The 24,881-nt window shown below is 73.9% G+C and carries 21 protein-coding genes and 1 riboswitch; of the genes, 10 read left to right on the top strand and 11 right to left on the bottom strand.

Annotated features, from left to right (window positions below; translation table 11 throughout):
* Positions 1–25: 25 nt before the first annotated feature.
* From ACIO5D_RS33010 to ACIO5D_RS32995, 4 genes are all read right to left on the bottom strand, one after another.
* Positions 26–1,606, bottom strand: a complete 1,581-nt coding sequence (locus ACIO5D_RS33010) for an alpha-amylase family glycosyl hydrolase (RefSeq protein ID WP_400651225.1) — start codon at positions 1,604–1,606, stop codon at positions 26–28.
* A gap of 78 nt (positions 1,607–1,684) precedes the next feature.
* Complete coding sequence (locus tag ACIO5D_RS33005; protein WP_400651223.1) at positions 1,685–2,380, bottom strand: bifunctional 4-hydroxy-2-oxoglutarate aldolase/2-dehydro-3-deoxy-phosphogluconate aldolase; 696 nt, start codon at positions 2,378–2,380, stop codon at positions 1,685–1,687.
* Entirely contained in the window at positions 2,377–3,999 is a 1,623-nt protein-coding gene (locus tag ACIO5D_RS33000) for an amidohydrolase family protein (RefSeq protein ID WP_400651221.1), read from the bottom strand. The genes ACIO5D_RS33005 and ACIO5D_RS33000 overlap by 4 nt, the downstream gene beginning before the upstream one ends.
* Complete coding sequence (locus tag ACIO5D_RS32995) at positions 3,999–5,300, bottom strand: alanine racemase (protein WP_400651219.1); 1,302 nt, start codon at positions 5,298–5,300, stop codon at positions 3,999–4,001. The genes ACIO5D_RS33000 and ACIO5D_RS32995 overlap by 1 nt, the downstream gene beginning before the upstream one ends.
* 129 nt (positions 5,301–5,429) lie before the next feature.
* On the opposite strand from ACIO5D_RS32995, the gene ACIO5D_RS32990 reads away from it, so the two are divergent.
* Genes ACIO5D_RS32990 through ACIO5D_RS32980 form a run of 3 tightly spaced genes read left to right on the top strand, consistent with a single transcriptional unit; the run spans position 5,430 to position 7,788 of the window.
* Positions 5,430–6,566 carry a sugar kinase gene (locus ACIO5D_RS32990; RefSeq protein ID WP_363609106.1) on the top strand — a complete coding sequence of 379 codons (1,137 nt, stop codon included), beginning with the start codon at positions 5,430–5,432 and terminating at the stop codon, positions 6,564–6,566.
* Positions 6,563–7,333: an IclR family transcriptional regulator gene (locus tag ACIO5D_RS32985; protein ID WP_363609108.1), complete on the top strand. Its 771-nt coding sequence runs from the start codon at positions 6,563–6,565 to the stop codon at positions 7,331–7,333. The genes ACIO5D_RS32990 and ACIO5D_RS32985 overlap by 4 nt, the downstream gene beginning before the upstream one ends.
* Positions 7,334–7,362: 29 nt before the next feature.
* On the top strand, positions 7,363–7,788 hold the full coding sequence (locus tag ACIO5D_RS32980; RefSeq protein ID WP_363609110.1) for a RidA family protein: 426 nt from the start codon (positions 7,363–7,365) through the stop codon (positions 7,786–7,788).
* Between the two features lie 73 nt (positions 7,789–7,861).
* On the opposite strand, the gene ACIO5D_RS32975 is transcribed toward ACIO5D_RS32980, so the two are convergent.
* Positions 7,862–9,073: an MFS transporter gene (locus ACIO5D_RS32975; RefSeq protein WP_363609112.1), complete on the bottom strand. Its 1,212-nt coding sequence runs from the start codon at positions 9,071–9,073 to the stop codon at positions 7,862–7,864.
* 169 nt (positions 9,074–9,242) lie between these two features.
* Here ACIO5D_RS32975 and ACIO5D_RS32970 point away from each other — a divergent pair, with 169 nt between their 5' ends.
* Positions 9,243–9,974, top strand: coding sequence for a DUF2470 domain-containing protein (locus ACIO5D_RS32970; protein ID WP_363609114.1), 732 nt, complete (start codon positions 9,243–9,245; stop codon positions 9,972–9,974).
* A 236-nt stretch (positions 9,975–10,210) separates the two neighbouring features.
* Here the strand turns inward: ACIO5D_RS32970 and ACIO5D_RS32965 are convergent, their stop codons facing one another.
* The gene (locus ACIO5D_RS32965; RefSeq protein WP_400756884.1) at positions 10,211–11,179 is read right to left on the bottom strand and encodes a peptidoglycan DD-metalloendopeptidase family protein; all 969 of its coding nucleotides are present in this window, start codon (positions 11,177–11,179) and stop codon (positions 10,211–10,213) included.
* A gap of 3 nt (positions 11,180–11,182) precedes the next feature.
* A riboswitch (cyclic di-AMP (ydaO/yuaA leader) is annotated at positions 11,183–11,341 on the bottom strand.
* A 395-nt stretch (positions 11,342–11,736) separates the two neighbouring features.
* On the opposite strand from ACIO5D_RS32965, the gene ACIO5D_RS32960 reads away from it, so the two are divergent.
* Positions 11,737–13,197, top strand: a complete 1,461-nt coding sequence (locus ACIO5D_RS32960; protein ID WP_400651860.1) for an MFS transporter — start codon at positions 11,737–11,739, stop codon at positions 13,195–13,197.
* Between the two features lie 41 nt (positions 13,198–13,238).
* Here the strand turns inward: ACIO5D_RS32960 and purB are convergent, their stop codons facing one another.
* Complete coding sequence (gene purB / locus ACIO5D_RS32955; RefSeq protein ID WP_363609119.1) at positions 13,239–14,669, bottom strand: adenylosuccinate lyase; 1,431 nt, start codon at positions 14,667–14,669, stop codon at positions 13,239–13,241.
* A 118-nt stretch (positions 14,670–14,787) separates the two neighbouring features.
* On the opposite strand from purB, the gene ACIO5D_RS32950 reads away from it, so the two are divergent.
* Positions 14,788–17,028, top strand: a complete 2,241-nt coding sequence (locus ACIO5D_RS32950; RefSeq protein WP_400799665.1) for a HelD family protein — start codon at positions 14,788–14,790, stop codon at positions 17,026–17,028.
* A gap of 246 nt (positions 17,029–17,274) precedes the next feature.
* Here ACIO5D_RS32950 and ACIO5D_RS32945 read toward each other — a convergent pair whose 3' ends face one another.
* The 3 genes from ACIO5D_RS32945 to ACIO5D_RS32935 all read right to left on the bottom strand — a co-directional run bounded on the left by ACIO5D_RS32945 (position 17,275) and on the right by ACIO5D_RS32935 (position 19,037).
* The gene (locus tag ACIO5D_RS32945; protein WP_363609123.1) at positions 17,275–17,730 is read right to left on the bottom strand and encodes a MarR family transcriptional regulator; all 456 of its coding nucleotides are present in this window, start codon (positions 17,728–17,730) and stop codon (positions 17,275–17,277) included.
* Between the two features lie 138 nt (positions 17,731–17,868).
* Positions 17,869–18,285, bottom strand: a complete 417-nt coding sequence (locus ACIO5D_RS32940) for a DUF3037 domain-containing protein (RefSeq protein ID WP_363609125.1) — start codon at positions 18,283–18,285, stop codon at positions 17,869–17,871.
* Positions 18,282–19,037 (bottom strand): HipA family kinase, encoded by a 756-nt coding sequence (locus ACIO5D_RS32935; protein WP_400799704.1) that lies wholly within the window; start codon positions 19,035–19,037, stop codon positions 18,282–18,284. The genes ACIO5D_RS32940 and ACIO5D_RS32935 overlap by 4 nt, the downstream gene beginning before the upstream one ends.
* A gap of 170 nt (positions 19,038–19,207) precedes the next feature.
* On the opposite strand from ACIO5D_RS32935, the gene ACIO5D_RS32930 reads away from it, so the two are divergent.
* Positions 19,208–20,566, top strand: coding sequence for an NAD(P)/FAD-dependent oxidoreductase (locus ACIO5D_RS32930; RefSeq protein ID WP_400651199.1), 1,359 nt, complete (start codon positions 19,208–19,210; stop codon positions 20,564–20,566).
* Between the two features lie 81 nt (positions 20,567–20,647).
* Here the strand turns inward: ACIO5D_RS32930 and ACIO5D_RS32925 are convergent, their stop codons facing one another.
* Complete coding sequence (locus tag ACIO5D_RS32925) at positions 20,648–21,985, bottom strand: aminotransferase class I/II-fold pyridoxal phosphate-dependent enzyme (RefSeq protein WP_363609128.1); 1,338 nt, start codon at positions 21,983–21,985, stop codon at positions 20,648–20,650.
* 34 nt (positions 21,986–22,019) lie between these two features.
* On the opposite strand from ACIO5D_RS32925, the gene ACIO5D_RS32920 reads away from it, so the two are divergent.
* The 3 genes from ACIO5D_RS32920 to ACIO5D_RS32910 all read left to right on the top strand — a co-directional run bounded on the left by ACIO5D_RS32920 (position 22,020) and on the right by ACIO5D_RS32910 (position 24,855).
* Entirely contained in the window at positions 22,020–22,682 is a 663-nt protein-coding gene (locus ACIO5D_RS32920; protein WP_363609130.1) for a pyridoxamine 5'-phosphate oxidase family protein, read from the top strand.
* 13 nt (positions 22,683–22,695) lie between these two features.
* Positions 22,696–23,319, top strand: a complete 624-nt coding sequence (locus tag ACIO5D_RS32915; RefSeq protein ID WP_363609132.1) for an FMN-binding negative transcriptional regulator — start codon at positions 22,696–22,698, stop codon at positions 23,317–23,319.
* Positions 23,320–23,442: 123 nt separating this feature from the next.
* A complete protein-coding gene (locus ACIO5D_RS32910) occupies positions 23,443–24,855 on the top strand; it encodes a sugar porter family MFS transporter (protein WP_363609134.1) in 1,413 nt (470 codons plus the stop codon).
* Positions 24,856–24,881 lie beyond the last annotated feature (26 nt).

Genomic DNA, 24,881 nt, shown 5'->3' with positions numbered 1-24,881 from the left:
GCAACAGCCGGCGCGGGGCCCCCGGTCAGACCAGCTCGAACACCCCGTAGGAGAAGCCCTCGGCCCGCAGCTCCCCGTCCACCATCCGCACCCCTTGGACGTCCAGCGGCCGGAGCGCGCCCGGCCCGAACCGCACCGCCCCCGGCTCGCGCCTCGGATTGACGGCCACCAGGTACCGCCCGGCCCGGGTGTACACCAGCGGGTAGCCGGCATGCCGCACCTCGACCGTGCCGCCGGCGCCGAGGCCGGGGTGGGCGCGGCGCAGCGAGATCAGCCGGCGGACGGTGTGCAGCAGGGAGGTCGGATCGGCCCGCTGGGTGGCGACGTCGGGGCGGTGCGGGTCGGGGTCGACGGGCAGGTAGAGCCGCTCGGGCGGCGCCGTGGAGAAGCCCGCGTTCGGGCCCGGTTCCCACTGCATCGGGGTGCGCGAGCCGGCCCGGTTGTAGTGCGGCCCGAGCACACTGCCCTCGACGTCCGGGAGCCCGGGCAGGTACCGCATGCCGATCTCGTCGCCGTAGTAGACGGCGGGCAGGGTGGGCCAGGTGAGCTGGAAGGCGAAGGCGGGGGCGAGTTGCTCGGCGGTGCGCGGGCCGGTGGCGAGCCGGGAGAAGTCGTGGTTGGCGGTGGGCAGGGCGATATGGCCCGTGCCCCCGGTGAGTTCGGCGGCGGAGCGCCAGGCGTCCAGGAAGGTCTGCGGGGTGCCGCGGCCCTCGGCCTCGAAGTAGCAGGGGCCCTGTGTCCAGCGCTCCTCGGCGGTGCCGGCGCCGTTGTTCCACAGCGAGCGCAGCGGCAGGCCCCGGTCGGGGCCGCCGAACTGGAGGAAGAAGTCGGCGTGGAACCCGGCCGCGACGGCGACGGCCGGGTCGCCCCACTCGGCGAACAGCGCGGCCCCCGGGTGGGCACGGTCGAGCCAGTCGCGCAGTTCGGTCCAGAGTTTGGCGGTCTCGACGAAGCCGGGGTCGTCCTTGACCAGGGAGGAGGCCATGTCCACCCGGAAGCCGGCCAGGCCGAGGCCGAGCCAGTGCGCCATGATCTCCCGCAGGGCGGCGCGGTTGGCGCGCGGCCCGTCGGCGTCCACCGGCTGGCGCCAGGGCTGGTCGGAACGGCTGTGCGCGTAACCGAAGTTGAGCGCGGGCTGACAGTCGAAGAAGTTCGGCCGGTACCAACCGGGCCGACGGCCGGGCGAGGCGACGAAGCCGTCCACCGGGCGGTCGGACCAGATGTAGCGGTGGTCACCCGGGTCCTCGGCGGCGGCCAGGAACCACGGGTGCCGGTCCGAGGTGTGGCCGGCGACCAGGTCGAGCAGGACGCGGATGCCCTTGCGGCGGGCGGCCTCGACCAGCGCGACCAGGTCGTCCGTGGTGCCGTAGCGGGGCGCCGGGGCGAGGTAGTCGCTGATGTCGTACCCGGCGTCACGGAACGGCGAGGCGAAGCAGGGGTTGAGCCAGACGGTGTCGACGCCGAGCCAGGCGAGGTGGTCGAGGTGCCCGGTGATGCCCGCGAAGTCGCCGATGCCGTCGCCGTCGGAGTCGGCGAAGGTCTGCGGGTAGATCTGGTAGAGGACGGCGTCGGCCAGCCAGTCGGGGCCGGGTCGGGTCGAGGTCATGGGGGTGGATCCTCCTGCCGGGTGCCGGGGGCCGGGCTAACGATTGTCGTCCGATCCCGGCCGTCCCGACAGTCCGCGTCAGGCGGCTCGTGTCGCACACGCCTCCGTGAACGCCTTGGCCCGGCGGGTGATCTCGGCCCAGTCCCCGGCCGCGACGACGGCCGGCGGCACGACGTCGGTGCCGGCGCAGACCGCGAGCGCGCCGTGCGCGAGGAAGTCCGCCGCGTTGCCCGCGTTGACGCCGCCGGAGGCGACCAGCGGCACCTCCGGGTAGGGGCCGTGCAGGTCCTTGAAGTAGCCGGGGCCGAAGGCCCTGGCCGGGAAGATCTTGACGGCGGCGGCCCCGAGGTCGACGGCCTGGGCGACCTCGGTAGGGGTGAGCGCGCCGAGCACGACCGGCACTCCGGCGGTATGTGCGGCGTGCGCCACCTCGGGCCGGCAGCCGGGGGTGACCAGGAAGGACGCGCCGGCCTCGACGCCGCGCTCGGCCTGCTCGGCGGTGAGCACAGTACCGACCCCGACCCGCCAGCCCTCGGCCGAGGCCCGGCGCAGATGGTCCGTCACATCCGGTGTGGTGTAGGTGAATTCGGCCCAGGTGATGCCGCCCTCGGCGAGCGCGGCGCAGAGTGCGGCGGCGTCCGGTATCCGGGGGGCGCGGACGACGGCGATCACCGGCTCGGCGGCCAGCGCGGCCCGGGCGGTGGCGAGCACGGACTGCGCCGGAGCGGACCGCGCGGAAAGGGGCTGTGCGGGAAGGGGCTGTGCGGGGCTCATGCGGCTCGGGTCCCTCGGTCGGTTCGGCGCAGGGCGCGGCCCGGGCGGGCGCCCGTGGTGCGGCCCTGCTGGATGACGGCGGTGCCGTTGACGAAGACGTACTCGATGCCCGTGGCGGGCCGGCGGGGCTGGTCGAAGGTGGCGGCGTCCTGGACGTGTTCGGGGTCGAAGAGGACCAGGTCGGCGTGGTGGCCCGGGGCGATCAGGCCGCGCCGGTCCAGCCGGAGCCGGGCGGCGGGGCGGCCGGTCATCCGGGCGATCGTCTCCTCCAGCGTGAGGACGCCCAGCTCCCGGCTGTAGCGGGCGAGGTACCGGGGGAAGGTGCCCCAGGCGCGCGGGTGCGGCCGGGCGCCGACCAGCAGGCCGTCGCTGCCGACGGTGTGCGCGCGGTGGCGCATGATCGTCCGGACGTTCTCCTCGTGGCCGACGTGCTGGAGGATGGTGGTCGCCAACTCGTCCCGGCACAGCAGGTCGAGGAAGACCTCGGTACCGGACCGGCCCTGTTCGGCGGCGAGTTCGGCGACCGTCCGCCCGACCACCGCGGCCAGGCCGGGGGCGCGGACGCCGGAGATCTGGATGGTCTCCCAGTCGGTGACCACCCCGTGGCAGCCGTCGCTGCCCTTCTCCTCCACCTCGTACCGGATCCGCTCGCGGGCGTCCGCCTCGCCGAGCCGGGCCAGGGTGGCCTGCGGGCCGCCCTCGGTGGCCCAACCGGGCAGCAGGGCGGCCAGGGTGGTGGAGCCCGGCAGGTAGGGGTAGCTGTCCAGGGTGAGGTCCACGCCGTCGTCCAGCGCCCGGTCGACGAGGTCCAGCAGTTCACCGGCCCGCCCCTGGTTGACGCCGAAGTTCATGGTGGCGTGGGTCAGGTGCAGCGGGCAGCCGGAGCGGCGGGCGATCTCCACCATCTCGGCGTAGCCCTCCAGCGCCCCGGCCCCGTAGGAGCGCTGGTGCGGCGCGTGGAAGCCGCCGTGCGCCGCGACGACGGTGCACAGCTCGACCAGTTCGGCGGTGTCCGCGTACATCCCCGGGGTGTAGGTGAGGCCGCTGGAGAGGCCGACCGCGCCCTCGCGCAGCCCCTGGGCCAGGAGTTGGCACATCAGGTCGAGTTCGGCCGCCCTCGGTGCCCGGTTCTCCCAGCCCATGGCGAGCATCCGCAGTGAGCCGTGCGGCACCAGGTAGCAGGCGTTGACGGCGACGCCGGCGCGGTCCAGCCGGTCCAGGTAGCCGCCGACGGTGCGCCAGTCCCAGTCGAAGCCCTCGGGGTCGCCGTTCCAGCCGGCGATCTGGCGGCGCAGCGCGGCGAGCGTGCCGTCGTCCACCGGCGCGTAGGACAGGCCGTCCTGGCCGAGCACTTCGCAGGTGACGCCCTGGGTGACCTTGGCGGGGTGCTCGGGTTCGAGCAGCAGGGCCAGGTCGGAGTGGGCGTGCATGTCGATGAAGCCGGGTGCCAGGACGAGCCCGTCGGCGTCCACCTCCCGGACGGCGCCGAGGCCGTGGCCGATCTCGGTGATCAGTCCGTGGCTGATCCGGACGTCCGCGCGGTACCGCTCGGCGCCGGTACCGTCCACGACCGTGGCGCCCTTGAAGACGAGGGCCTGCCCTTCCGCCTGAGGCCTCATCAGAAATACGTCCGCACCAGGCCGGTGACCTTCGGCTCGGGGCTGTCCGCGTCGTCCAGCACCGGGATCATCGTCCACTTGTCGAAGGCGGTGCACGGATGCGAGACCCCGAGCCGCAGGACGGCACCGACGGGGGCGAGGTCGCCCGCGTCGCGCAGGAAGGCGTGCTGGTCGTTCAGCGCGGTGATCCGGGCGGCCGTCCCGGCCAGCCCGGGCCCGCCCCGGACGAGTTGCGGCTCCGGCAGGCCCTCGTCGAACGGCAGGTCGCGCTTGCCGGCGTCGAGCAGGGCCAGTTGCGGCTCGGGGCGGGAGACCACCCGCGCCCAGCCGTGCAGGGCGCTGCGGAACGGCGCCTGGCCGGCGCCCCGCCCGAGCGGCGAGATGCCCCGGTAGAAGCCGTCGTCGTGCGCCACGTACGCGCCCGAGCGCAGCACCACGAGGGCGTCCGGCAGCCCGGCCAGCTCCTCGACCACGAGGTCGAAGTAGGCGCTCCCGCCGGCCGACACGATCGGCTCGGCGCCGCTGGAGCAGGCGGTGGAGAGCCGCCCGTGCAGATCAGCGAGGGCCCGCAGATAGCCGCGGACGGTGGCCAGCCCCTCCTCGCTCGCGTCGTGGGCCAGCGCCCCCTCGTAGCCGCCGACGCCGGCCAGCCGCAGGGTGGGCGCACGCAGTACCGCGGCGGCGATCTCGACGGCCTCCTCGACGCCGCGCGCTCCGGTGCGCCCGCCGGGGCCGCCGAGTTCGACCAGCACCTCGACCGGCCGTTCGGCGCCGGCCGCGCGCAGGGCCTCGTCCATCAGCCGGACGCTCTCGGCGGAGTCCACCCAGGAGACGAAGGCGAACGACGGGTCGGCGGTGAGCTCGGCCGCGAGCCAGCCCAGTCCGGCGGGGTCGAGCAGCGTGTTGGCGAGCAGGATCCGCTGGACGCCGAAGGCCCGGGCCACCCGTACCTGCGGCAGGTTGGCGAGGGTGATGCCGTGACTGCCTGCGGCGAGCTGCGCCTGCCAGAGCGCGGGCGCCATGGTCGTCTTGCCGTGCGGGACGAGGGCCACCCCCGCCTTGGCGCACCACTCGGCCATGGTCCGCACGTTGTGGTCGACCGCGGCGGCGTCCAGGGTGAGCAGCGGGGTGCCGAGGCCGGCGAGGGCGGGCCGGGTGGCGAGGTAGTCGCGGACGCTCAGCCCCCAGGCCTCGGGCGGCAGGGCCTTGAACCGCCAGTCGAGCACCTCGTCGGCAAGGGCCGCCACCTTGCCGGCGTCGATGCCCGGCCCGGTGCCGCTGCTTGCGAAGGTCTGTTCCACGGTCTTCCTCCATCGCCGATGTTGCAACATACGCAACGAGGGTTGCACATGCTGGCATCACGGTTCTAGCATCGGCGCCGGACGAAGGTCAACGGAACGGTCAGCCGCAGGACACGAGGAGCCCAGCAGATGCCACGACAGGACCAGGCCGTGAGCTCGGGCACCCCGCCGCGCCGCACCCCGGCGGTGGAGGCGGTGTGCGTGGGCGAGTCGATGGCCGTCCTGCTGCCCGACCGGCCGGGCCCGCTGGAGTCGGTGGAGAACTTCCACCTCTCGGTCGGCGGCGCGGAGTCCAACGTGGCGGGCGCCCTGGCGGCGCTCGGTGTGCCGAGCGCCTGGATCAGCCGGGTCGGCGACGACGGCTTCGGCCGCCGCCTGACCGGCGAGGTCGCCGCACGCGGGGTGGACGTGTCCGCGGTCGCCGTCGACCCGCACCGCCCGACCGGCCTCTACCTCAAGGAGGTGGGCGGCAGCACCGGCCGCCGCCACGACCTCGGGCCCGGCCGCAGCCGGCTGCACTACCACCGCCGCGGCTCCGCGGCGTCCGCGCTCTCCCCCGCCGTGCTGGACGATCCGGCCGCCGCCCGGCTGCTGGCCGGCGCCCGGCTGCTGCACCTGTCCGGCATCACCGCCGCCCTCTCCGACGACTGCCTGGAGCTGCTCCGCGCCCTGCTGGCCGACCGCCGCCCGGGCCGTCTGGTCAGCTTCGACCTGAACTGGCGCCCGGCCCTGTGGCGCGAGCGCGACCCGGCCGTCCTGCCGCCCCTGCTGGACGCGGCCGACGTGCTGCTGCTCGGCTCCGACGAGGCGGAGGCCGCCTTCGGCACCGGCGACCCGGACGCGCTGCGCCGCCTCTTCCCCTCCCCCGCCACCGTGGTGGTCAAGGACGCCGCCCGAATGGTCACGGCCCTGCACCGGGACGGCACCGCCGTCACCGAGCCGGCCCTCGCCGTCGAGGTGGTCGAGGCCACCGGAGCGGGCGACGCCTTCGCGGCCGGCTATCTGGCCGCCACCGTGCGCGGCCTGGACCAGCGCAGCCGGCTGCGGCTCGGCCACCTCAGCGCGGCCTGCGCGCTCACCGCCCACGGCGACCAGGCCGAGCTGCCGCCCGAGCCGGTGGTCACCGCCCTGCTGACCGCCTCCCCGGGGGACTGGGCCGCGACCCGGGTCTCGGCGGATGGCATCGTGTCCCCGGTACTGCCCGTGGCCGGGGGCGGTGCCCCCGACCCTCGACCGGCCGCGTCCCCGGCCCTTGGAGCACGATGAGCCAGACCGTCACCCGCGCCCTGCGCATCCTCGCCGAGCTCGGTGAGGGCGAGCGCTCCCTCGACCAGCTGGCCGAGGTGCTCGGCGTGCACAAGACCACGGTGCTGCGGCTGCTCCAGAGCCTCGAAGAGGAACGTTTCGTCTACCGGGACCCGGCCTACCGCTACCACCTGGGCGCCGGACTCTTCGCCCTCTCCGGCCTCGCCCTGGAACAGCGCGGGATCCGCCGGATCGCCGCGCCGCACCTGGCCGGGCTGAACGCGGCCACCGGTCAGACCGTCCACCTGGCCGCGTACGAGGGCGGCGAGGTGGTCTACATCGACAAGTACGACTCCCGCCACCCGGTGCGGATGTACTCCCGGATCGGTCTGCGCGCCGCCCTGCACAGCGCCGCCGTCTCCAAAGTGCTGCTCGCCGACCTGCCGGTGCCCGAGCGCCGCCGGGTGGTGGCCGGGATCGACTTCATCCCGCACACCGCGCACACCCTGGCCACCCCCGAGGCCCTGCTCGCCGAGCTGGAGAAGGTCTCCGCCCAGGGCTGGGCGCAGGACCACGCCGAGCACGAGGCCTTCATCAACTGCGTGGCCGCGCCGATCCGGGACGCCAGCGGCCGGGTGGTCGCCGCCGCGTCGATCTCCGTCCCGGACGTCGTGCTCCCCTACGAGCAGGTGCTCGAACTGCTGCCGCAACTGCTCGCCACCACCCGCGCCGTCTCCGCCGACTGCGGCCAGCCGCCGCACGCCGGACCGGCCGCCCCGACCGCCTGACCCACCATCACCAACCGAGGAAGCACCGCATGAGCGACCAGCAGCCCGTCAACGGCAAGACCGAGATCCGCACCGACGGCGCCCCCGCCCCGGCCTGGATGTTCTCCCAGGGCGTCCGCAAGGGCCCGATCCTGCAGGTCTCCGGCCAGGGCCCGCAGGACCCGGCCACCGGCGAGTACCTGTACCACGGCGACGTCAAGGCGCAGACCCGGCGGACGCTGGAGAACGTCAAGGCCATCGTCGAGGCCGGCGGCGCCACCATCGAGGACGTGGTGATGTTCCGCGTCTACCTGACCAAGCGCGCCGACTTCCCGCTGATGAACGAGGTCTACGCCGAGTTCATCGACGAGAACGTCAAGGCCGGCGGGGTGAAGCCCTGCCGCACCACGATCTTCGTCGAGCTGCCGCAGGAGCCGATGCTGGTCGAGATCGACGCGCAGGCCGTGATCGGCTGAGCCGCCCGAGGCGGTACGCGCCGGGGCCCGGACGACCAGTCGGCCGTCCGGGCCCCGGCGCTTTCGTCCGCCGTCACCGGCCGGCGGTGACCGCCTGCTCGGCGGCCGCGCCGCGCGCCACCACCCGGGCGGCGCCCTTGGCCTCGCGCCGCTCCAGGGTGCCGGAGAGCAGGGCGACGCCCAGCGCGGCGACGGTGAGCAGCCCGCCGACCCAGTTCGGCGCGTCGTAGCCGAGCCCGGCGGAGATGACCAGCCCGCCGAGCCAGGCGGAGAGCGCGTTGCCCAGGTTGAACGCGGCGATGTTGGCGGCCGAGGCCAGCGTGGGCGCGCCGGCGGCCTGGTCCATCACCCGCTTCTGCAGCGGCGCGACGGTGGCGAAGCCGAACAGGCCGATCAGCGGGATGGTGATGATCGCGCCGGCCTTGCTGTGCGAGGCGAAGGTGAAGGCGAACAGCAGCACCGCCAGCACCGCCAGGATCACGTACAGGCTGCGCATCAGCGCGCGGTCGGCGAACCAGCCGCCGAGCAGGTTGCCGACGAACAGCCCGATGCCGAACAGGAAGAGCAGCCAGGTGACGCTGGTGTCGGCGAAGCCCGCCATCTCGGTCATCATCGGCGTGATGTAGGTGAACATCGCGAAGATGCCACCCCAGCCGAACACCGTCATGGTCAGCGCGAGCCAGATCTGCGGCCGGCGGAAGACCGCCAGCTCCGGGCCGAGCCGGGCCCCCTCGGCGCGCCGCTGGACGGGCACCAGCGCGGCGATGCCGGCGAACCCGATCACGCCGAGCGCCGCGACCACGTAGAAGGTGGACCGCCAGCCGAAGTGCTGGCCGAGCAGGGTGCCCATCGGCACGCCGAGGACGTTGGCGGCGGTGAGCCCGGTGAACATCAGGGCGATGGCGCCGGCCCGCTTCTGCGGGGCGACCAGATCGGCCGCGACCACCGAGCCGATCCCGAAGAACGCGCCGTGCGCGAAGGCCGCGAGGATCCGGCCGACCATCAGCAGGCCGAAGGCGGGCGCCACGGCGGAGACCAGGTTTCCGGCGATGAACAGGCCCATCAGCATCAGCAGCATCCCCTTGCGGGGGATCCGGGTGCCGAGGACGGTGAGCAGCGGTCCGCCCACCACGACGCCGAGCGCGTAGCCGGAGATGAGCAGGCCCGCGGTGGGGATGGACACCGAGAAGTCGCCGGCGACCTCGGGCAGCAGGCCCATGATCACGAACTCGGTGGTGCCGATGCCGAAGGCGCTGATCGCCAGCGCCAGGAGCGCGAGGGGCATGAGAGTCTGCTTTCCAAGACGATTGCATGTGCAACTACCAGCGCCGACAATACGTCTACCATCCAGATACTTGCAAGCGCCGGATATTGCCCAGGTGAACATACGCCACGCTTGCCAGCACCCCTCGGCGCGATTAGGTTAGGCTCACCTAACTTACTGGAGGTCAGCCATGAGCCCCGTGGACACCACGGCACCCGAGGCGCCGGAGGCGCCCGAACCCACCGCCGCCGAACGGGTCTGCAGTCTGCTCACCGCCACCTCCTCCGTGGTGATCCGCGCCTGCGGCGAGCACCATGAGCTGGACACCCCGATCGCGGTACAGGGCTCCCGGCTGCGCCTCCACGCCCCCCTCGACGCGCCGCTCACCCTCGCCGCCACCCGCGCGCAGGACGGGCTCGCCGTCGTCCTGGACCTCACCGACATCGCCCCGGTCGCCGTCCGCGACCGCGTCCGCGGCCGGCTCTCCCTGGCCGGCCGGCTCCACCTGGCCCACCTCGCCGACGACGGGCTCGGCGTCCACCTGCGCCTGGACGTCGCACACGCCGTCCTCTCCACCCCGTACGGCACCACCGCGCTGACCGGCGCCGACCTCGCCCTCGCCGGGCCCGACCCGCTCGCCCGCTACGAGGCCGGCCTGCTCACCCACCTCGCCGACGACCACCCGGACGCGCTCGCCGTGCTCACCCGCCTGCTCGACCCGGACCTACTCACCGAGCGGCCCGGGATCCGCCCGCTGGCCCTCGACCGGTACGGCCTGGTGCTGCGCCTGGACCACCCGCACGGCCATCGCGACGTCCGTCTGGTCTTCCCCGAACCCGCCCGGGACGCGGACGAGTTCGGCCACCGGGTACACCAGCTGCTGACCGCCGCACACCGCGCGCTGCCCGCCCACCGGATCTGAACCAGGCCACCGGTCAACTGGGCTGACCAGACGTCAACTTCCCTTGGCGTCACGTAAAACGAAAACGGCCGGCCCGGCTCGCGAGAGGATTTCTCGCGAGCCGGGCCGGCCGACTGGGCGTGTCCCGCGCCCAGGGTGCCACTGTCGGTGCGGCGATCACCCGGTCGAGCGGTCACCCGACATGACCATCCCGAGTGGCCGTACGCCCCGCACCCAGCGGTGGTTCTGATGCCCGATCAGATGGCGACGCCGTGCGCCCGCAGGTAGGCGATCGGGTTGACGTCCGTGCCGTACCCCGCACCGGTGCGGATCTCGAAGTGCAGGTGCGGGCCGGTCACGTTGCCGGTCGCGCCCGAAAGGCCGATCTGCTGGCCGGCGGTGACGGTCTGGCCGATCCTGACGCCGATCGAGGACAGGTGCGCGTACTGGGCGTACTTGCCGTCGGCGAGCTTGATCTCGACCTCGTTGCCGTAGGCGCCGCCGTTGCCGGCCTTCACCACGGTGCCGCCCGCGACGGCGCGCAGCGGGGTGCCGGTGGAGACGACGAAGTCGGCGCCGGTGTGGTGGCCGGAGGACCACATCGAGCCGGCCACGCCGTAGGCGGTGCCGAGCTTCGGGCTGGCGACCGGGGAGACGTAGCTGGCGACGCCGGCCACGGTAACCGGGGCCGGGGTGGCGGGCTTGGCGACCTCGATCTTGGTCTGGACCGGGGTCTGCGGGGCGGGCTTGACCGGCTTGGCGGTCTGAACCGGCTTCGGCGCGGCGGCCGGAGCGGCCGGAGCAACCGGGGCGGCCGGCTTGGCGGCCTCGGCCGGAGCGGCGGCCTTGGCGCCGAGCGCGAGCTTCTGGCCCGGGAAGATCAGGTTCGGGTTGGCACCGACGACCGAGCGGTTCTGCTCGTACAGCGCCTGCCAGCCACCCTCGACCTGCTTGGCGTCGGCGATCTTCGACAGGGTGTCCCCGCCGACGACCTGGTAGCTCTGCTCGACCGGCGCGGCGGCCGGGGCGGCCTGCTGCGGGGCGGCGGCCGGGGCGGCGTCGGCGGTCGAGGAGTTGCTCTGCCGGGGCTTCGCGGCCGGCGCGGTGTGGGCCTGGGCGCTGATCGCGGTCACCAGCGGAAGGGCGAAAGCGGCGCCGGTGACGGCGGTGGCGATACCGATGCGGGCGGCGCGGGGCAGGGCGATACGACGAGCCTGTGCGGGCATGGAAGATTTCCTCTCCGACGCCTACGAGGTGAGCTGTCGGGTTCGGGCTGGAGTTGCCCGGCCGCAATGCGGCTTCACCCCAAGCCGGACCGTGAATTCCGGTCCGGCGACTTACCTTTGGGTCCCCCGCTCCTGCCGTACAGAGTTCAGTTCGCACCACCGGGCAGCGGCAGGACTAGGCGTTCCACCCGGTGGCCGCCCGGGCCGTGGCCGGGCGGTCGCTGAACTAAAACCCATCCGTACGGGCTAAGCAATGTCGATCACGTGAAGTCACCACAAAGCCCCGAGGCGTCGTGACACTCCGAATGATCGGCTGCACGGTACGCACACAATCCATTGACCTGGAGCGACCGCCCGGCGACACTCCGCCGATATCCGCGTCAGTACGCACGCGATCACCTACGGAATGCCATTCGCCGACACACCCCCCGGTGACCCTTGTCACGTCGGCCCGCGGGGCGCACGATCGGGCGGTGGCCACCTCCGAGGCCGGCACCCTGCGCCTGGGCACCGCGCAGGGTCGCTGGGTACTACTGGCGACGGTGCTCGGCTCCAGCATGGCGATGCTCGACGGCACCGTGGTGAACGTCGCCCTGCCCCGGATCGGCGCCGATCTGGGCGCCCCCCTCGCCGCCCTGCAATGGACGCTCAACGCCTATCTGCTGACCCTGGCCGGGCTGATCCTGCTCGGCGGCGCGCTCGGCGACCGCTACGGCCGCCGCCGGGTGTTCCTGATCGGCGTGGTCTGGTTCGCCGTCGCCTCGGCGGCCTGCGCCGCCGCGCCCACCATCGGCGTGCTGGTCATCGCCCGCGCCGTGCAGGGCATCGGCGGCGCCCTGCTCACCCCCGGCTCACTGGCGATGCTCCAGGCCGTCTTCCACCCGGACGACCGCTCGGCGGCGGTCGGCCTCTGGTCCGGCCTCGGCGGGGTGTCGGCCGCGGTCGGGCCGTTCCTCGGCGGCTGGCTGGTGGACGGCCCCGGCTGGCGGTGGATCTTCCTGCTGAACGTCCCGCTCGCCGTCCTGGTGGTCGCGGTGGCGGCCCGGCATGTGCCGGAGAGCCGGGACGAGAGTGCGACCGGCCGGTTCGACGTCCTCGGCGCACTGCTCGCCGCCCTGACCCTGGGCGCGATCACCTACGCGCTGACGGCGGCCGGTGGAGGGGTGTCCGCGTCCGTCTGGGTGACCGGCGTGGCCGGCCTGCTGCTGGGGGCGGCCTTCGTCTCGGTGGAGCGCCGCAGCCCGGAGCCGATGCTGCCGCTCGGCCTCTTCTCCTCCCGGCTGTTCACCGCGGTGAACCTGGTCACCCTCTGCGTGTACGCGGCCTTCAGCGGAGTGTTCTTCCTCCTGGTGGTGCAGTTGCAGACGGTCTCCGGGTTCTCCCCGCTGGTCTCCGGGCTGTCCCTGATCCCGGTCACCGTCCTGATGCTGGCCCTGTCGGCACGCGCCGGGCGGCTCGGCAAGCGGATCGGCCCGCGGCTGCCGCTCACCGTGGGTCCGCTGCTCTGCGCGGGCGGTGTGCTGCTGATGCTGCGGATCGGCCCCGGCGCCTCGTACTGGGCGGACGTGCTGCCCGCCGTCACCGTGCTGGGCTGCGGGATGGTGCTGCTGGTCGCGCCGCTGACCGCCACGGTGCTGGCGGCGGTGGAGGTCCGGCACGCGGGCATCGCCAGCGGTGTCAACAACGCCGCCGCCCGGGCCGCCGGCCTGCTCGCGGTCGCCGCCCTGCCCGCCCTGGCCGGTCTCAGCGGCGAGGCCTACCGGGTGCCCGCCTCGGTGGACTCGGCCTTCCACACCGCGATGCTGATCTGCGCCGGGCTGCTGGTCGCCGGCGCGCTGGTGGCCGTCACCACCGTCCGGGGCAATGTGCTGGCCCCCGAGGACCACCGCCCGGTGGCCGAGCCGGACTGCCAGTGGTCCTGCGGCACCAACGCCCCGCCGCTCGACCCGGGCCACGTCGACGCCGGAACGGCCGAGGGCCCCGCCACCGGAACGGCGGCAGGGCCCTCGGCGAACTGACGGCACACCGGCGCAGGCGCGGCGTCAGTGCAGACGGGGCGTCAGAGGATGTCGCCCGGCGCGTACTTGGCGGCCTCCGGGTACGCGGCCGCGACGGCCTCGACCCGGCGGACCACCTCGGCGACCTGGGCGCCGGCCGCACCGGTGAAGGAGAGCCGGTCGGCGAGCAGCGCGTCCAGGGCGGCCCGGTCCAGCGGGATCCGCTCGTCGGCGGCCAGCCGGTCCAGCAGCTCGTTCTCCCGGGCGCCGGCCCGCATCGCCAGCGCGGAGGCGACGGCGTGCTCCTTGATGACCTCGTGCCCGGTCTCCCGGCCGACGCCCGCCCGCACCGCGCCCATCAGCACCTTGGTGGTGGCCAGGAACGGCAGGTAGCGGTCCAGCTCGGCCTCGATCACGGCCGGGAAGGCGCCGAACTCGTCGAGGACGGTCAGGAAGGTCTCCAGCAGGCCGTCGAAGGCGAAGAAGGCGTCCGGCAGCGCGACCCGGCGGACCACCGAGCAGGAGACGTCGCCCTCGTTCCACTGGTCGCCGCCCAGCTCGGCGGTCATCGAGGCGTAGCCGCGCAGGATGACGGCCAGGCCGTTGACGCGCTCGCAGGAGCGGGTGTTCATCTTGTGCGGCATCGCGGAGGAGCCGACCTGGCCCTCCTTGAAGCCCTCGGTGACCAGCTCGTGGCCGGCCATCAGACGGATGGTCTTGGCCAGGCTGGAGGGCGCGGCGGAGAGCTGGACGAGGGCGGTGAGCACCTCGAAGTCCAGCGAGCGCGGGTAGACCTGGCCGACGCTGGTCAGCACGTTCTGGAAGCCGAGGTGGCCGGCCACCCGGCGCTCCAGCTCGGCGAGCTTGTCGGTGTCGCCGCCGAGCAGGTCCAGCATGTCCTGGGCGGTGCCGACCGGGCCCTTGATCCCGCGCAGCGGGTAGCGGGCGATCAGCTCCTCCAGGCGGCTGAAGGCGACCAGCAGCTCGTCGGCGACGGTCGCGAAGCGCTTGCCCAGGGTGGTGGCCTGCGCGGCCACGTTGTGCGAACGGCCGGCCATGACCAGCTCGGCGTGCTGGGCGGAGAGACGGCCGAGGCGGACCAGGACGGCCACCGTGCGGTCCCGCACGTGCTCCAGCGACTGGCGGATCTGCAGCTGCTCGACGTTCTCGGTCAGATCCCGGGAGGTCATCCCCTTGTGGATCTGCTCGTGACCGGCGAGCTCGCTGAACTCCTCGATCCGGGCCTTCACGTCGTGGCGGGTGATCCGCTCACGGGCGGCGATGGAGCCGAGGTCGACCTGGTCGACCACGCGCTCGTAGTCGGCGACGGCGGTGGCGGGCACCTCGACACCGAGGTCCTGCTGGGCCTTCAGGACGGCGAGCCACAGGTGGCGCTCGAGGACCACCTTGTGCTCGGGGGACCACAGCTGGGCCAGGGTCGCCGAGGCGTACCGGGAGGCCAGGACATTGGGGATCTGGGGCTTCGCGCTCACGCTTCGCAAGCCTAACAGCCGAGGTCAGCCGGAACGGCCGCGCATCGGGTAGGCTGGGTCACTTGAGCACGGAAAATTAGAGGCACTACAAACTCCTCACCGCAAGGATACCACATCGATGGACGAATTTCCAGCGGAACCGACAGCCCGCCCGGGAGCACCAGCACATCCGGAACCGGCGGCGAACCCTGCCGTACCCCCGGAGCCGTCGGCGGCCGAGGCGCTCGCCGAGGCCCTGCGCACCGAACAGGCCTGCCTCACCCGGCTGTACGCCCGGCTGGACACCGTCCGGGAGGAGACCCGCCGCACCCTGGACGGCGTCCTCGCCCAGGCCGGCGCCGGCGGTACCCACCAGGCCAGGCTGGAGCGCGAGGTCCGTGCCACCGAGGCCGCCCGCCGGTGCGCCCGGCTGGACGCCGTCGAACGCGGCCTCTGCTTCGGCCGGCTCGACGCACGCGACGGCACCGTTCACCACATCGGCCGCACCGGACTGACCGACGAGGAGTACGAGCCGCTGCTGCTGGACTGGCGCGCCCCCGCCGCCCGCCCCTTCTACACCGCCACCCCGGCCGACCCCGGCACCGTGGTGCGCCGCCGCCATCTGCACACCCGCGACCGCACCGTCACCGGCCTGGACGACGAGGCCCTCGACCTGGCCGGCCTCGGCGAGGAGGGCCGGCGCACCCTGGTCGGCGAGGCCGCCCTGCTGGCCGCGCTGGGCCGCGAGCGCACCGACCGGATGGGCACCGCGGTGGCCACCATCCAGACCGAGCAGGACCGGGTGATCCGCGCCCCGCTCTCCGGCGCCCTGGTCGTCCAGGGCGGCCCCGGCACCGGCAAGACCGTCGCCGCCCTGCACCGCGCCGCCTATCTGCTGTACACGCACCGCGCGGTGCTGGAGCGGCGCGGCGTGCTGGTCGTCGGCCCCAGCCCGGCCTTCCTGCGCTACATCGACCAGGTCCTGCCCGCGCTCGGCGAGACCGAGGTGGTGCTCTGCACCGTCGGCGGGCTCTTCCCCGGTGTCGACGCCACGGCCTCCGACACCCCCGCCACCGCCGTCGCCAAGGGCGGCCCCTGGATGGCCGACGTCCTCCAACGCGCCGTCCGGGCCCACCAGTCGGCGCCCGCCGACGGACTCGACCTCGGCGACGGGCTGCGTCTGTCGCACCGGGTCTGCGCCGAAGCCCGCGCGGCCGCCCGCGGCCTGCGGCTGCCGCACAACCGGGCCCGCGGGTTCTTCCTGCGCACCCTGCTGGACGCCCTCGCCGTCGCCCAGGCGCTCGTCCTCGGCCGCCAGTACGACGAGGAGGAGGCCCGCTACGCCCCGCGCGAGCTGTGGGAGCGGCCGGACGTCCGGGCCGCGCTGGGCGCGCTCTGGCCGAAGCTGACCCCCGAGGGCCTGGTCGAACGGCTGCTCACCGACCGGGCCCTGCTGACCGCCGCCACCCCCGGCCGCTCCCCCGCCGAACGCGCCGCGCTGCTCCGCCCGCCAGGCGGCCCGTGGACGGTCGAGGACGTCCCGCTGCTGGACGAGGCCGCCGAGCTGCTCGGCGAGGACGACGCCCCCGCCCGCGCCCGGGCCCGCGCGGCGGAGCGCGGCCGGGCCGATGAACTCGCCTACGCCCAGGGCGTGTTGACCATCACCGGGCAGACCGGCAACGCCACCCTGGACCCGGCCCTGCTGGCCGATCGGTTCCACGACGACGGCCCGTACCGCTCCACCGCCGAACGGGCGGCCGCCGACCGCACCTGGGCGTACGGACACGTGGTGGTCGACGAAGCGCAGGAGCTGTCCGCGATGGCCTGGCGGGCCGTACTGCGCCGGGTGCCGACCAGCTCGCTGACCGTCGTCGGCGACCTCGCCCAGACCGGTTCGGCGGCCGGCGCCCGGTCCTGGGCCGAGATGCTGGACCCGCATCTGGCCGGCCGCTGGCGCGAGCAGCGGCTGACCGTCAACTACCGCACGCCCGCCGCCATCATGAGGCCGGCCGCGGCCGTCCTGCGCAGCGTCGCCCCCGACCAGCGGCCGCCCGAGTCCGTCCGCGACGACGCCGAGCCGCCGAGCGCCGTCCACGTCCCGGACGCCGACTACACCACCGCCCTGGCCCGGCTGCCCGCCCCGGTCGGCACCCTCGGCGTGATCGCGCCGGACGCCCTGGCCGCCCGCTCGGGGTGGCTGACGGTCGCGGGCTGCAAGGGACTCGAGTTCGACACGGTGGTGGTCGTCGACCCGGCCGCCATCCTCGCCCAGTCCCCGAAGGTCGGCCAGGACCTCTACGTCGCCCTCACCCGGGCCACCCGCCGGCTCACCCTGCTCCACCACGCGCCGCTGCCCGCAGTCCTCGCCGCAGCACTCTGACCCACCCGCTCCAGCGCGCCGGCCGGGCCACCGTTCCCGCGCCGGCGCGCTCGGCCCGGTCCAAGCAGTCCTCGATCAGGGCGTCGCGCAGCGGCCGGTAGACCAGCGGCCGGGTCAGCCGCGCCGGACCGCGGGTACGCATCGCCAGGGTGTGCCGCAGCACCGTCCGCCGCCACCTGCGCGCCGACGGCGCCCTGCCCGGGCACGCCGAGGAGCTGGCCCGGTGCTCCACCGCCCGGCTGCTGGCTACTGCGGGCTGACCGCCCGGCCGCTCAGCACCGGCAGCACCTGGGAGCAGATCGAGTGCAGGGCCACCCGCTGCTCGTCGCTCATCGCCTCGAAGGCCTGGTGGGTACGGGCCATCTCGCCGCGGATCAGGCCCAGGATCGCCCGGCCCTGCTCGGTGATGACGACGATCTTGACCCGCCGGTCACCGGCCGCGGCCTCACGGTGGGCCAGGCCCAGCGACTCCAGCCGGTCGACGATCCCGGTCACGTTCGAGGCGTCGCAGCCGAGCCGCCCGGCCAGCGCCCGCATCGGCACCGGCTCCTGCACCGCCCCCAGTGCCTTGGCCTGCGAGGAGGAGAGGCCATGCCGGGCCGCCGCCGCCGCGAAGTCCTGGAAGTACGCGGCGCCCACGGCGGCCAACACCTCCATCAACTCGGGGTTGGTCGGTACGGTCGTCGTCGCTGTCGAACCCATGGGGTCAGCGTACGACCGAGTGCTTCAGTAACTCAAGCTTTGACCACAGCAAAGGTCCGCCGGCCAACCGCTCACCCGCTCTTCCTCCGCCCCGCGGCACCCGCCTCCCCGCCCGCGGGGCAGCGGCCGGAACGGCGGTCAGAGCACCAACTGGTCGAAGAGCCGCCGCAGTTCCGCCTCCGGATCGGCGGTCAGCCCGGTGTGCACCGGCCCCGGCTGGACGATCGCGCTGCGCGGCGCCGTCAGCCAGCGGAACCGCTGCCCGGGGCTGTCGGCCGCCGCCGGACCGGCCGGCGGGCCGCCCACGCAGACCGCCTCGATCCCGTGCAGCGCGCGGCGCACCCCGGCGACGTCCGCCACCGGGTCGAGCGCCAGCAGCCGGCCCTGGTCGAGGTGGGTCCGGGCGGCCAGGTGCCCGCTCTGCCGGCAGTACAGCAGCACCCCGACGTTGACGCACTCCCCGCGCTCGACCCGGGGCACCGCCCGGATCACCGCGTACTCGTAGTCGTGCAGCTCGGCGACGGCCGGCAGGGCCGGCGGCAGGGGCTCGGTCATGCGGACACCTCCGGCAGCCAGTCGCGCGGACCGGCCAGTCGCTCGGTGAGCTGGGCGCGGTACGCGGCGCGCACCGCCTCGGGCGAGTCGAAGCCGGGTTCGTCCGCCAGCCAGACGTCGGGGATCTGCGCCACCGCATCCCCGATCGCCGCCTCGGCGATCGGGGCGAGCGCCTTGTCGGCCGCCGGCAGATCGGGCTCGGCCCGCAGCAGCGCGTGGTCGGAGGCGTCGTACGGGCGGCGGATCCAGGAGGCCGCGCCCGCCCAGTGGTGATGGAAGATGAGGCTCGCACCGTGGTCGATCAGCCGCAGCCCGCCGGTGGCGACCAGCAGGTTGGGGTTGCGCCAGGAGCGGTCCACATTGCCGATCAGCGCGTCGAACCAGAGCACCTGCCCGGCCAGTCCGGCGTCCACGTCGAAGCAGAGCGGATCGAAGTTGAGCGCGCCGCTGACAAAGGCCATGCCCAGGTTGACTCCGCCGCTGGCCCGCATCTGGTCCTGGATCAGCGGGTCCGGCTCACTGCGGGCGAGCACCGGATCCAGATCGACGGTGACCAGCTCCGGCACCGGAAGGCCCAGCCGGCGGCCGAGTTCACCCGCCAGCACCTCCGCCACCAGCGCCTTGCGGCCCTGCGCCGCGCCGACCCATTTCAGGGCGTACAGCCGTCGGTCGTCCGCCTCGACCAGGCCCGGCATCGAGCCGCCTTCTCGCAGTGGCGTCACATAACGGATCGCCGTCACCTCGGTGAGCACGCCCGACAGCCTATCGGGCATATGCGCGAGGCGGGTAACTCCGGCGCGTCTGCGCCATCCGCGCCTCCCCGGTGGCAGCCCACGCTGCTCCGTGCGAGTGTGGCGGGCAATAGGGCGCGTCTGAGGCCCCGGACCCTGCACTGGACGACCTGCGCTGTAAGGGATGAACGATGGAACGACCTCGGATCCTGATCGTGGGCGGCGGCTTCGCCGGACTGGAGTGCGCTCGCCGCCTCGAACACAAGCTCACGCCCTCGGAGGCGGAGATCTCGCTGGTCACGCCGTTCAGTTATCAGCTCTACCTCCCGCTGCTGCCGCACGTGGCCGCCGGGGTGCTGACTCCGCAGTCGGTCGCGGTCTCGCTGCGCCGCACACTGCGCCGCACCCACATCGTGCCCGGCGGCGCGATCGGGATCGACCCGCGTTCCAAGGTCTGTGTGGTCCGCAAGATCACCGACGAGGTGGTGGCGCAGAAGTACGACTACCTGGTGCTCGCCCCCGGCAGCGTGACCCGCACCTTCGACATCCCGGGCCTGACGGACTACGCGCGCGGGATGAAGACGCTCGCCGAGGCGGCCTACGTCCGCGACCACGTGATCGCTCAACTCGACCTCGCCTCGGCCACCCTGGACCAGAAGGAGCGCGAGTCCCGGCTCCAGTTCGTGGTGGTCGGCGGCGGCTACGCGGGCACCGAGACCGCCGCCTGCCTGCAGCGGCTGACCACCGCGGCCGCCAAACGCTACCCACGGCTGGACGCCCGGCAGATCAAGTGGCATCTGATCGACATCGCGCCCAAGTTGATGCCGGAGCTGGGCGACGCGCTGGGCCTCGCCGCCCTGGAGGTGCTGCGCGAGCGCGGCATCGAGGTCTCGCTGGGCGTCTCGGTGGCCGAAGTCGGCGCCGAATCGGTGAAGTTCACCGACGGCCGGGTGCTGCCCTGCCGCACGCTGATCTGGACGGCGGGCGTCGCGGCCAGCCCGCTGATCGGCACGCTGGACGCCGAGACGGTGCGCGGCCGGATCGCGGTGACGGCGGAGATGCGGGTGCCGCAGTTCCAGGGTGTGTTCGCGCTCGGCGACGCGGCCGCGGTGCCGGACCTCTCCAAGGGCGACGGCGCGGTCTGCCCGCCGACCGCCCAGCACTCCGCCCGCCAGGGCCGGGCGGTCGCGGACAACGTGCTCGCCGCGCTCCACAACCGACCCCTGGAGCCCTACTACCACAAGGACTTGGGCCTGGTGGTGGACCTCGGCGGCAAGGACGCGGTCTCCAAGCCGCTGGGCGTGGAGCTGCACGGGGTGCCGGCCCAGCTGGTGGCGCGCGGCTACCACCTGATGGCGATGCGCACCAATGTCGCCAAGTTCCGGGTCGGCGCCAACTGGCTGCTGAACGCCACCGCCGGAGACGACTTCGTCCGCACCGGCTTCCTGGCCCGCCAGCCCGCCCGGCTGCAGGACTTCGAGTACACCGACGCCTATCTGACGAAGGATCAGGTCAGGGCGCACGCCGAGGCGCTGCTCGCCAAGGGCTGACCGGCGCCGGGGCGGCCGCCGCACAACGGCCGCCCCGGCTCCGACCCCGACTCCCGCTCCGGCTCCGGCTCCGGCTCCGGTTCAGATCAGCCGCGAGCCGACACCGCCCGTCCCCAGCACGGCCGCCAGGTCCTCGGCCAGCCGCCGCGCGTCGGCCGGGTCCAGCTCCGCGATGGTGAGCCTCATCCCCGGCGGGGACTGCATCCGGTAGCGCGCGCCGGGCGCCGCCACCCAGCCGCGCTGCACCAGGGCGACCAGCGCGGACGTCTCGTCCGGCACGGGCACCCAGACGTTCAGCCCGCTGGCGCCGTGCGCCTCGATGCCACGCGCGGCCAACTCCCCCAGCAGCGCGTCCCGGCGCTCCCGATAGGCGGCGGCCACCCGCCCGGCCGGCGCCGCGTCGGTCCGCCACAGTTCCGCGACGGTGCGCTGCAGCAGATGGCTGACCCAGCCGGCCCCGAGCCGCTGCCGGCCCGAGACCCGCCCGATGGTGTCCTCGTCCCCGACCGCGACCGAGAGCCGCAGGTCCGGCCCGTACGCCTTGGCCGCCGAGCGCACCACCGCCCAGCGTTCCGGGCCGGAGCCGACCAGCGGGTGGTACGGCTGGTCGACGATGCCGTGCCCGTGGTCGTCCTCGATCAGCAGCACCCCGGGGTACCCGGCCAGCACCTCGCGCAGCTCTCCGGCCCTGGTGGCGGTGAGCGCGGCCCCGGTCGGGTTCTGCGCGCGGCTGGTGACGATCACCGCGCGGGCGCCGTCCGCCAGCGCCCCGGCGAGCGCGTCGGGCAGCGGGCCGTCGTCGTCCAGCCGGACGGGCGCGGGCTTGAGACCGAGCGCGGGCAGCAGGTCCAGCAGGCTCCCCCAGCCCGGATCCTCGACGGCGACGGCGTCGCCGGGGCGCAGCCGGGTGGCGAGGATGCGCTCGATGGTGTCGAGCGAGCCGGAGGCGACGGCGATCGGCCCGTCGGGGAGGCCGTCGGCCGCGAAGGCGGCGCCGGCGAGGGCGAGCAGCCCGGGGTCGGCGGCCGGGTGCCCGTACTGCACCGGCTCGCGGCGGGCGGCCTCGGCGGCGGCCGCGAGGGCCGGGGTGAGGTCGGGCAGCTGTGCCGGGTCGGGGTTGCCGCCGGACAGGTCGCGGGCGTGCGGGGGCACGGGCACGCGGATCTGGTCGCGCGGGGTGAGCGCGGGCCTGGGGAGGATGCGGCTGCCCTTGCGGCCGGCCGTCTCGATCACCCCGCGGTCGCGGAGCAGCCGGTAGGCGGCGGCGACCGTGTTGGGGTTGACGCCGAGCTCGCCGGCCAGGTCGCGCAGCGGGGGCAGTGGGGTTCCGGGCGCGAGCCGTCCGCTGCTCACGCCCCGCTCGACGTCGGCCGCGATTTCGCTGGCGCGCCGCCCCTTGATCGGATAGTCTCCTAGCACAAAACAGATTATGCACTAGTACATAGAGGTTGTCATGTCTGGCGGCACCCCGGTTTACTCCCGCACCCCGCGCACCACCCCGACCCGCTACAAGGACCGCGCCACCTGGGAGCAGGACGCGATCCACGCCATCCTCGACAGCGCTTACATCTGCCACCTGGGTTTCATCGCCGACGGCGCCCCGGTCGTCCTGCCGACCATCTACGCCCGCGTCGGCGACCGCCTCTACGTCCACGGCTCCACCGGCAGCCGTCCGCTGCGCGGCGCCGCGGGCGACCAGGGCCTGCCGGTCTGCGTCACCGTCACCCTGGTCGACGGCCTGGTGCTGACCAAGTCCGCGTTCAACCACTCGGTCAACTTCCGCTCGGTGGTCGCCCACGGCACCGCCCACCAGGTCACCGACCCGGAGGAGCTGACGACCGCGCTGGACGCGCTGGTCGACCACGCCGTCCCCGGCCGCTCCGCCGAGGTCCGCCCGGCCAACGCCAGGGAGCTCGCCGCCACCGCGGTGATCCGCCTCGACCTGGACGAGGTCTCCGCCAAGACCCGCGCCGACGGCGCCGACGACGACGAGGCCGACCTCGGTCTGCCGCACTGGGCCGGCGTGGTGCCGGTCGCCACGGTGCACGGCACCCCCGAACCGGCCGCGTCCACCACCGTTCCGCTCCCCGCGCACCTGCGCGACCTCTCCCGCTGACGGGGGCCCGACGATGCTGATCAGGTCCTGGGACCGGGGCGACGAGGCCGAGTGGCGCGCCTGGCTCGCCGAGGGCCGCGACTTCGGCCTGCTCGCCGCCAACGGCCCGCCCGGCCAGGGCCCCGTCCTGGTCCCCACCCACTTCCTGCTGGACGCCGAGCGCGGCGAGGTCCTGCTCCACCTCGCCGCGCCCAACCCGCTGCTCGCCGCCGTCCGGGCCGACCCCCAGGTGACCCTCTCGGTGACCGACGACTACGTCTTCGCCCCGGGCCACTGGCGCGGCGAGCCCGGCACGCCGACCAGTTACTACGCCTCCGTCCAGTTCTCCTGCACCGCCGAGCTGGTCGAGGACGCGGCCGGCAAGGCGGAGATCCTCAACCGCCAGCTGGCCCACTTCCAGCCCGAGACCCCGCAGATCCGGGTCACCCCCGGCGACAGCCCGTTCGGCCGGCTCCTCCCGGGCCTGCGCGGGCTGCGGCTGACGGTCCGCGAGGTGCGCGCCAAGTTCAAGTACGACGACAAGAAGCCCGCGGCCGAGCAGCACGCCATCGCCGACCGCCTGGCCGAACGCGGCCGCGGCCTGGACACCGCGGCCCGGGTCCAACTGCTCCGGCGTAACGCCCGGCGGAGCGGGTAGCAGCGCTGACACCACGTCACCCGATCGGCTCGATCTCGGGCGGGATCCACCGACTACTGGTCGGATGTGAGACGAATCCCGCCCATCCGGATGCCGGCGGGCCCGTCCACTCGGGGAGCGCGCATGTCCACACTCGACAGTCATCAGGCGTCCGGCGAGGCGCACCTCGGGCACGTCGTGTTCATCTCCGCCGCCGCCGCGATGGGCGGCTTCCTGTTCGGCTACGACAGTGCGGTGATCAACGGCGCGGTGACGGGCATCCAGCGGCACTTCGGGGTGGGCAACAGCGAGACCGCCTTCGTGGTGGCCATCGCGCTGCTCGGCTCGGCGGCCGGCGCGGTCATCGCGGGCCGGCTCGCCGATCACCTCGGCCGGGTCCGCACCATGCTGCTCGCCGCGACCCTCTTCGCGATCAGCGGTGCCGGCTCGATGTTCCCGCCGAGCATCCAGGTGCTCGCGGCCTGGCGGGTGGTCGGTGGCATCGCGATCGGCATCGCCTCCGTCATCGCGCCCACCTATATCGCCGAGGTCGCCCCGACCGCCTACCGCGGCCGGCTCGCGTCCTTCCAGCAGATGGCGATCGTGCTCGGCATCACCGTCTCCCAGCTCGCCAACTGGGCGCTCAACCAGGCCGCCGGCGGCGAGTCCACCGGCCACCTCGGCGGTATCCAGGCCTGGCAGTGGATGCTCGGTGTGGAGACCGTCCCGGCGCTGGTGTACGGCCTGATGGCGCTGGCCATCCCGGAGTCTCCGCGCTATCTGATCGCCGACCACCGCGAGGAGCAGGCGCGCAAGGTGCTGCTGGAGGTGGAGGGCGCGGGGGTGGACCTGGACGCCCGGGTCGCCGAGATCCGGGCGGTGCTGGAGTCCACCCACAAGCCCCGGCCGAAGGACCTGCTGGGCGGCCGGTTCGGGCTGCTGCCGATCGTCTGGGTCGGCATCGGCGCCTCGGTGTTCCAGCAGTTCGTCGGCATCAACGTGATCTTCTACTACTCGTCCTTCCTCTGGCAGTCCGTCGGCATCAACGAGGCCAACTCACTGCTGATCAGCCTCTCCACCTCGATCATCAACGTCATCGGAACGGTGGTCGCGATGGCGCTGGTGGACCGGATCGGCCGCAAGCCGCTGGCGCTGGCCGGTTCGACGGGCATGGCGATCGCGCTGTCCACCGCCGCCTGGGCGTTCTCCTACCGGCACGGCACCGGCGACACCGCCACGCTGGACAACACCCACGCCACGGTCGCGCTGGTCGCCGCGCACGTCTTCGTGTTCTGCTTCGCGTTCTCCTGGGGCGTGGTGGTCTGGGTCCTGCTCGGCGAGATGTTCCCCAACCGGATCCGGGCGCTCGCCCTGTCGGTCGCCGCCTCGGCCCAGTGGATCGCCAACTGGGCGATCACCGTCACCTTCCCCGACCTCGCCGACTGGAACCTGTCGGCGACGTACGTCGTCTACGCCGCCTTCGCGCTGCTCTCGATCCCCTTCGTGGCCTTCTGCATCAAGGAGACCAAGGGCCGCGCCCTGGAGGAGATGGGCTGACGTACAGGCCCCCGCAGTCGTCGCCG

The organism is Kitasatospora sp. NPDC087315 (genome assembly GCF_044744345.1).
In the GTDB taxonomy this organism is placed as follows: Bacteria; Actinomycetota; Actinomycetes; order Streptomycetales; family Streptomycetaceae; genus Kitasatospora.
This window is presented reverse-complemented; position numbering and strand designations above follow the sequence as displayed.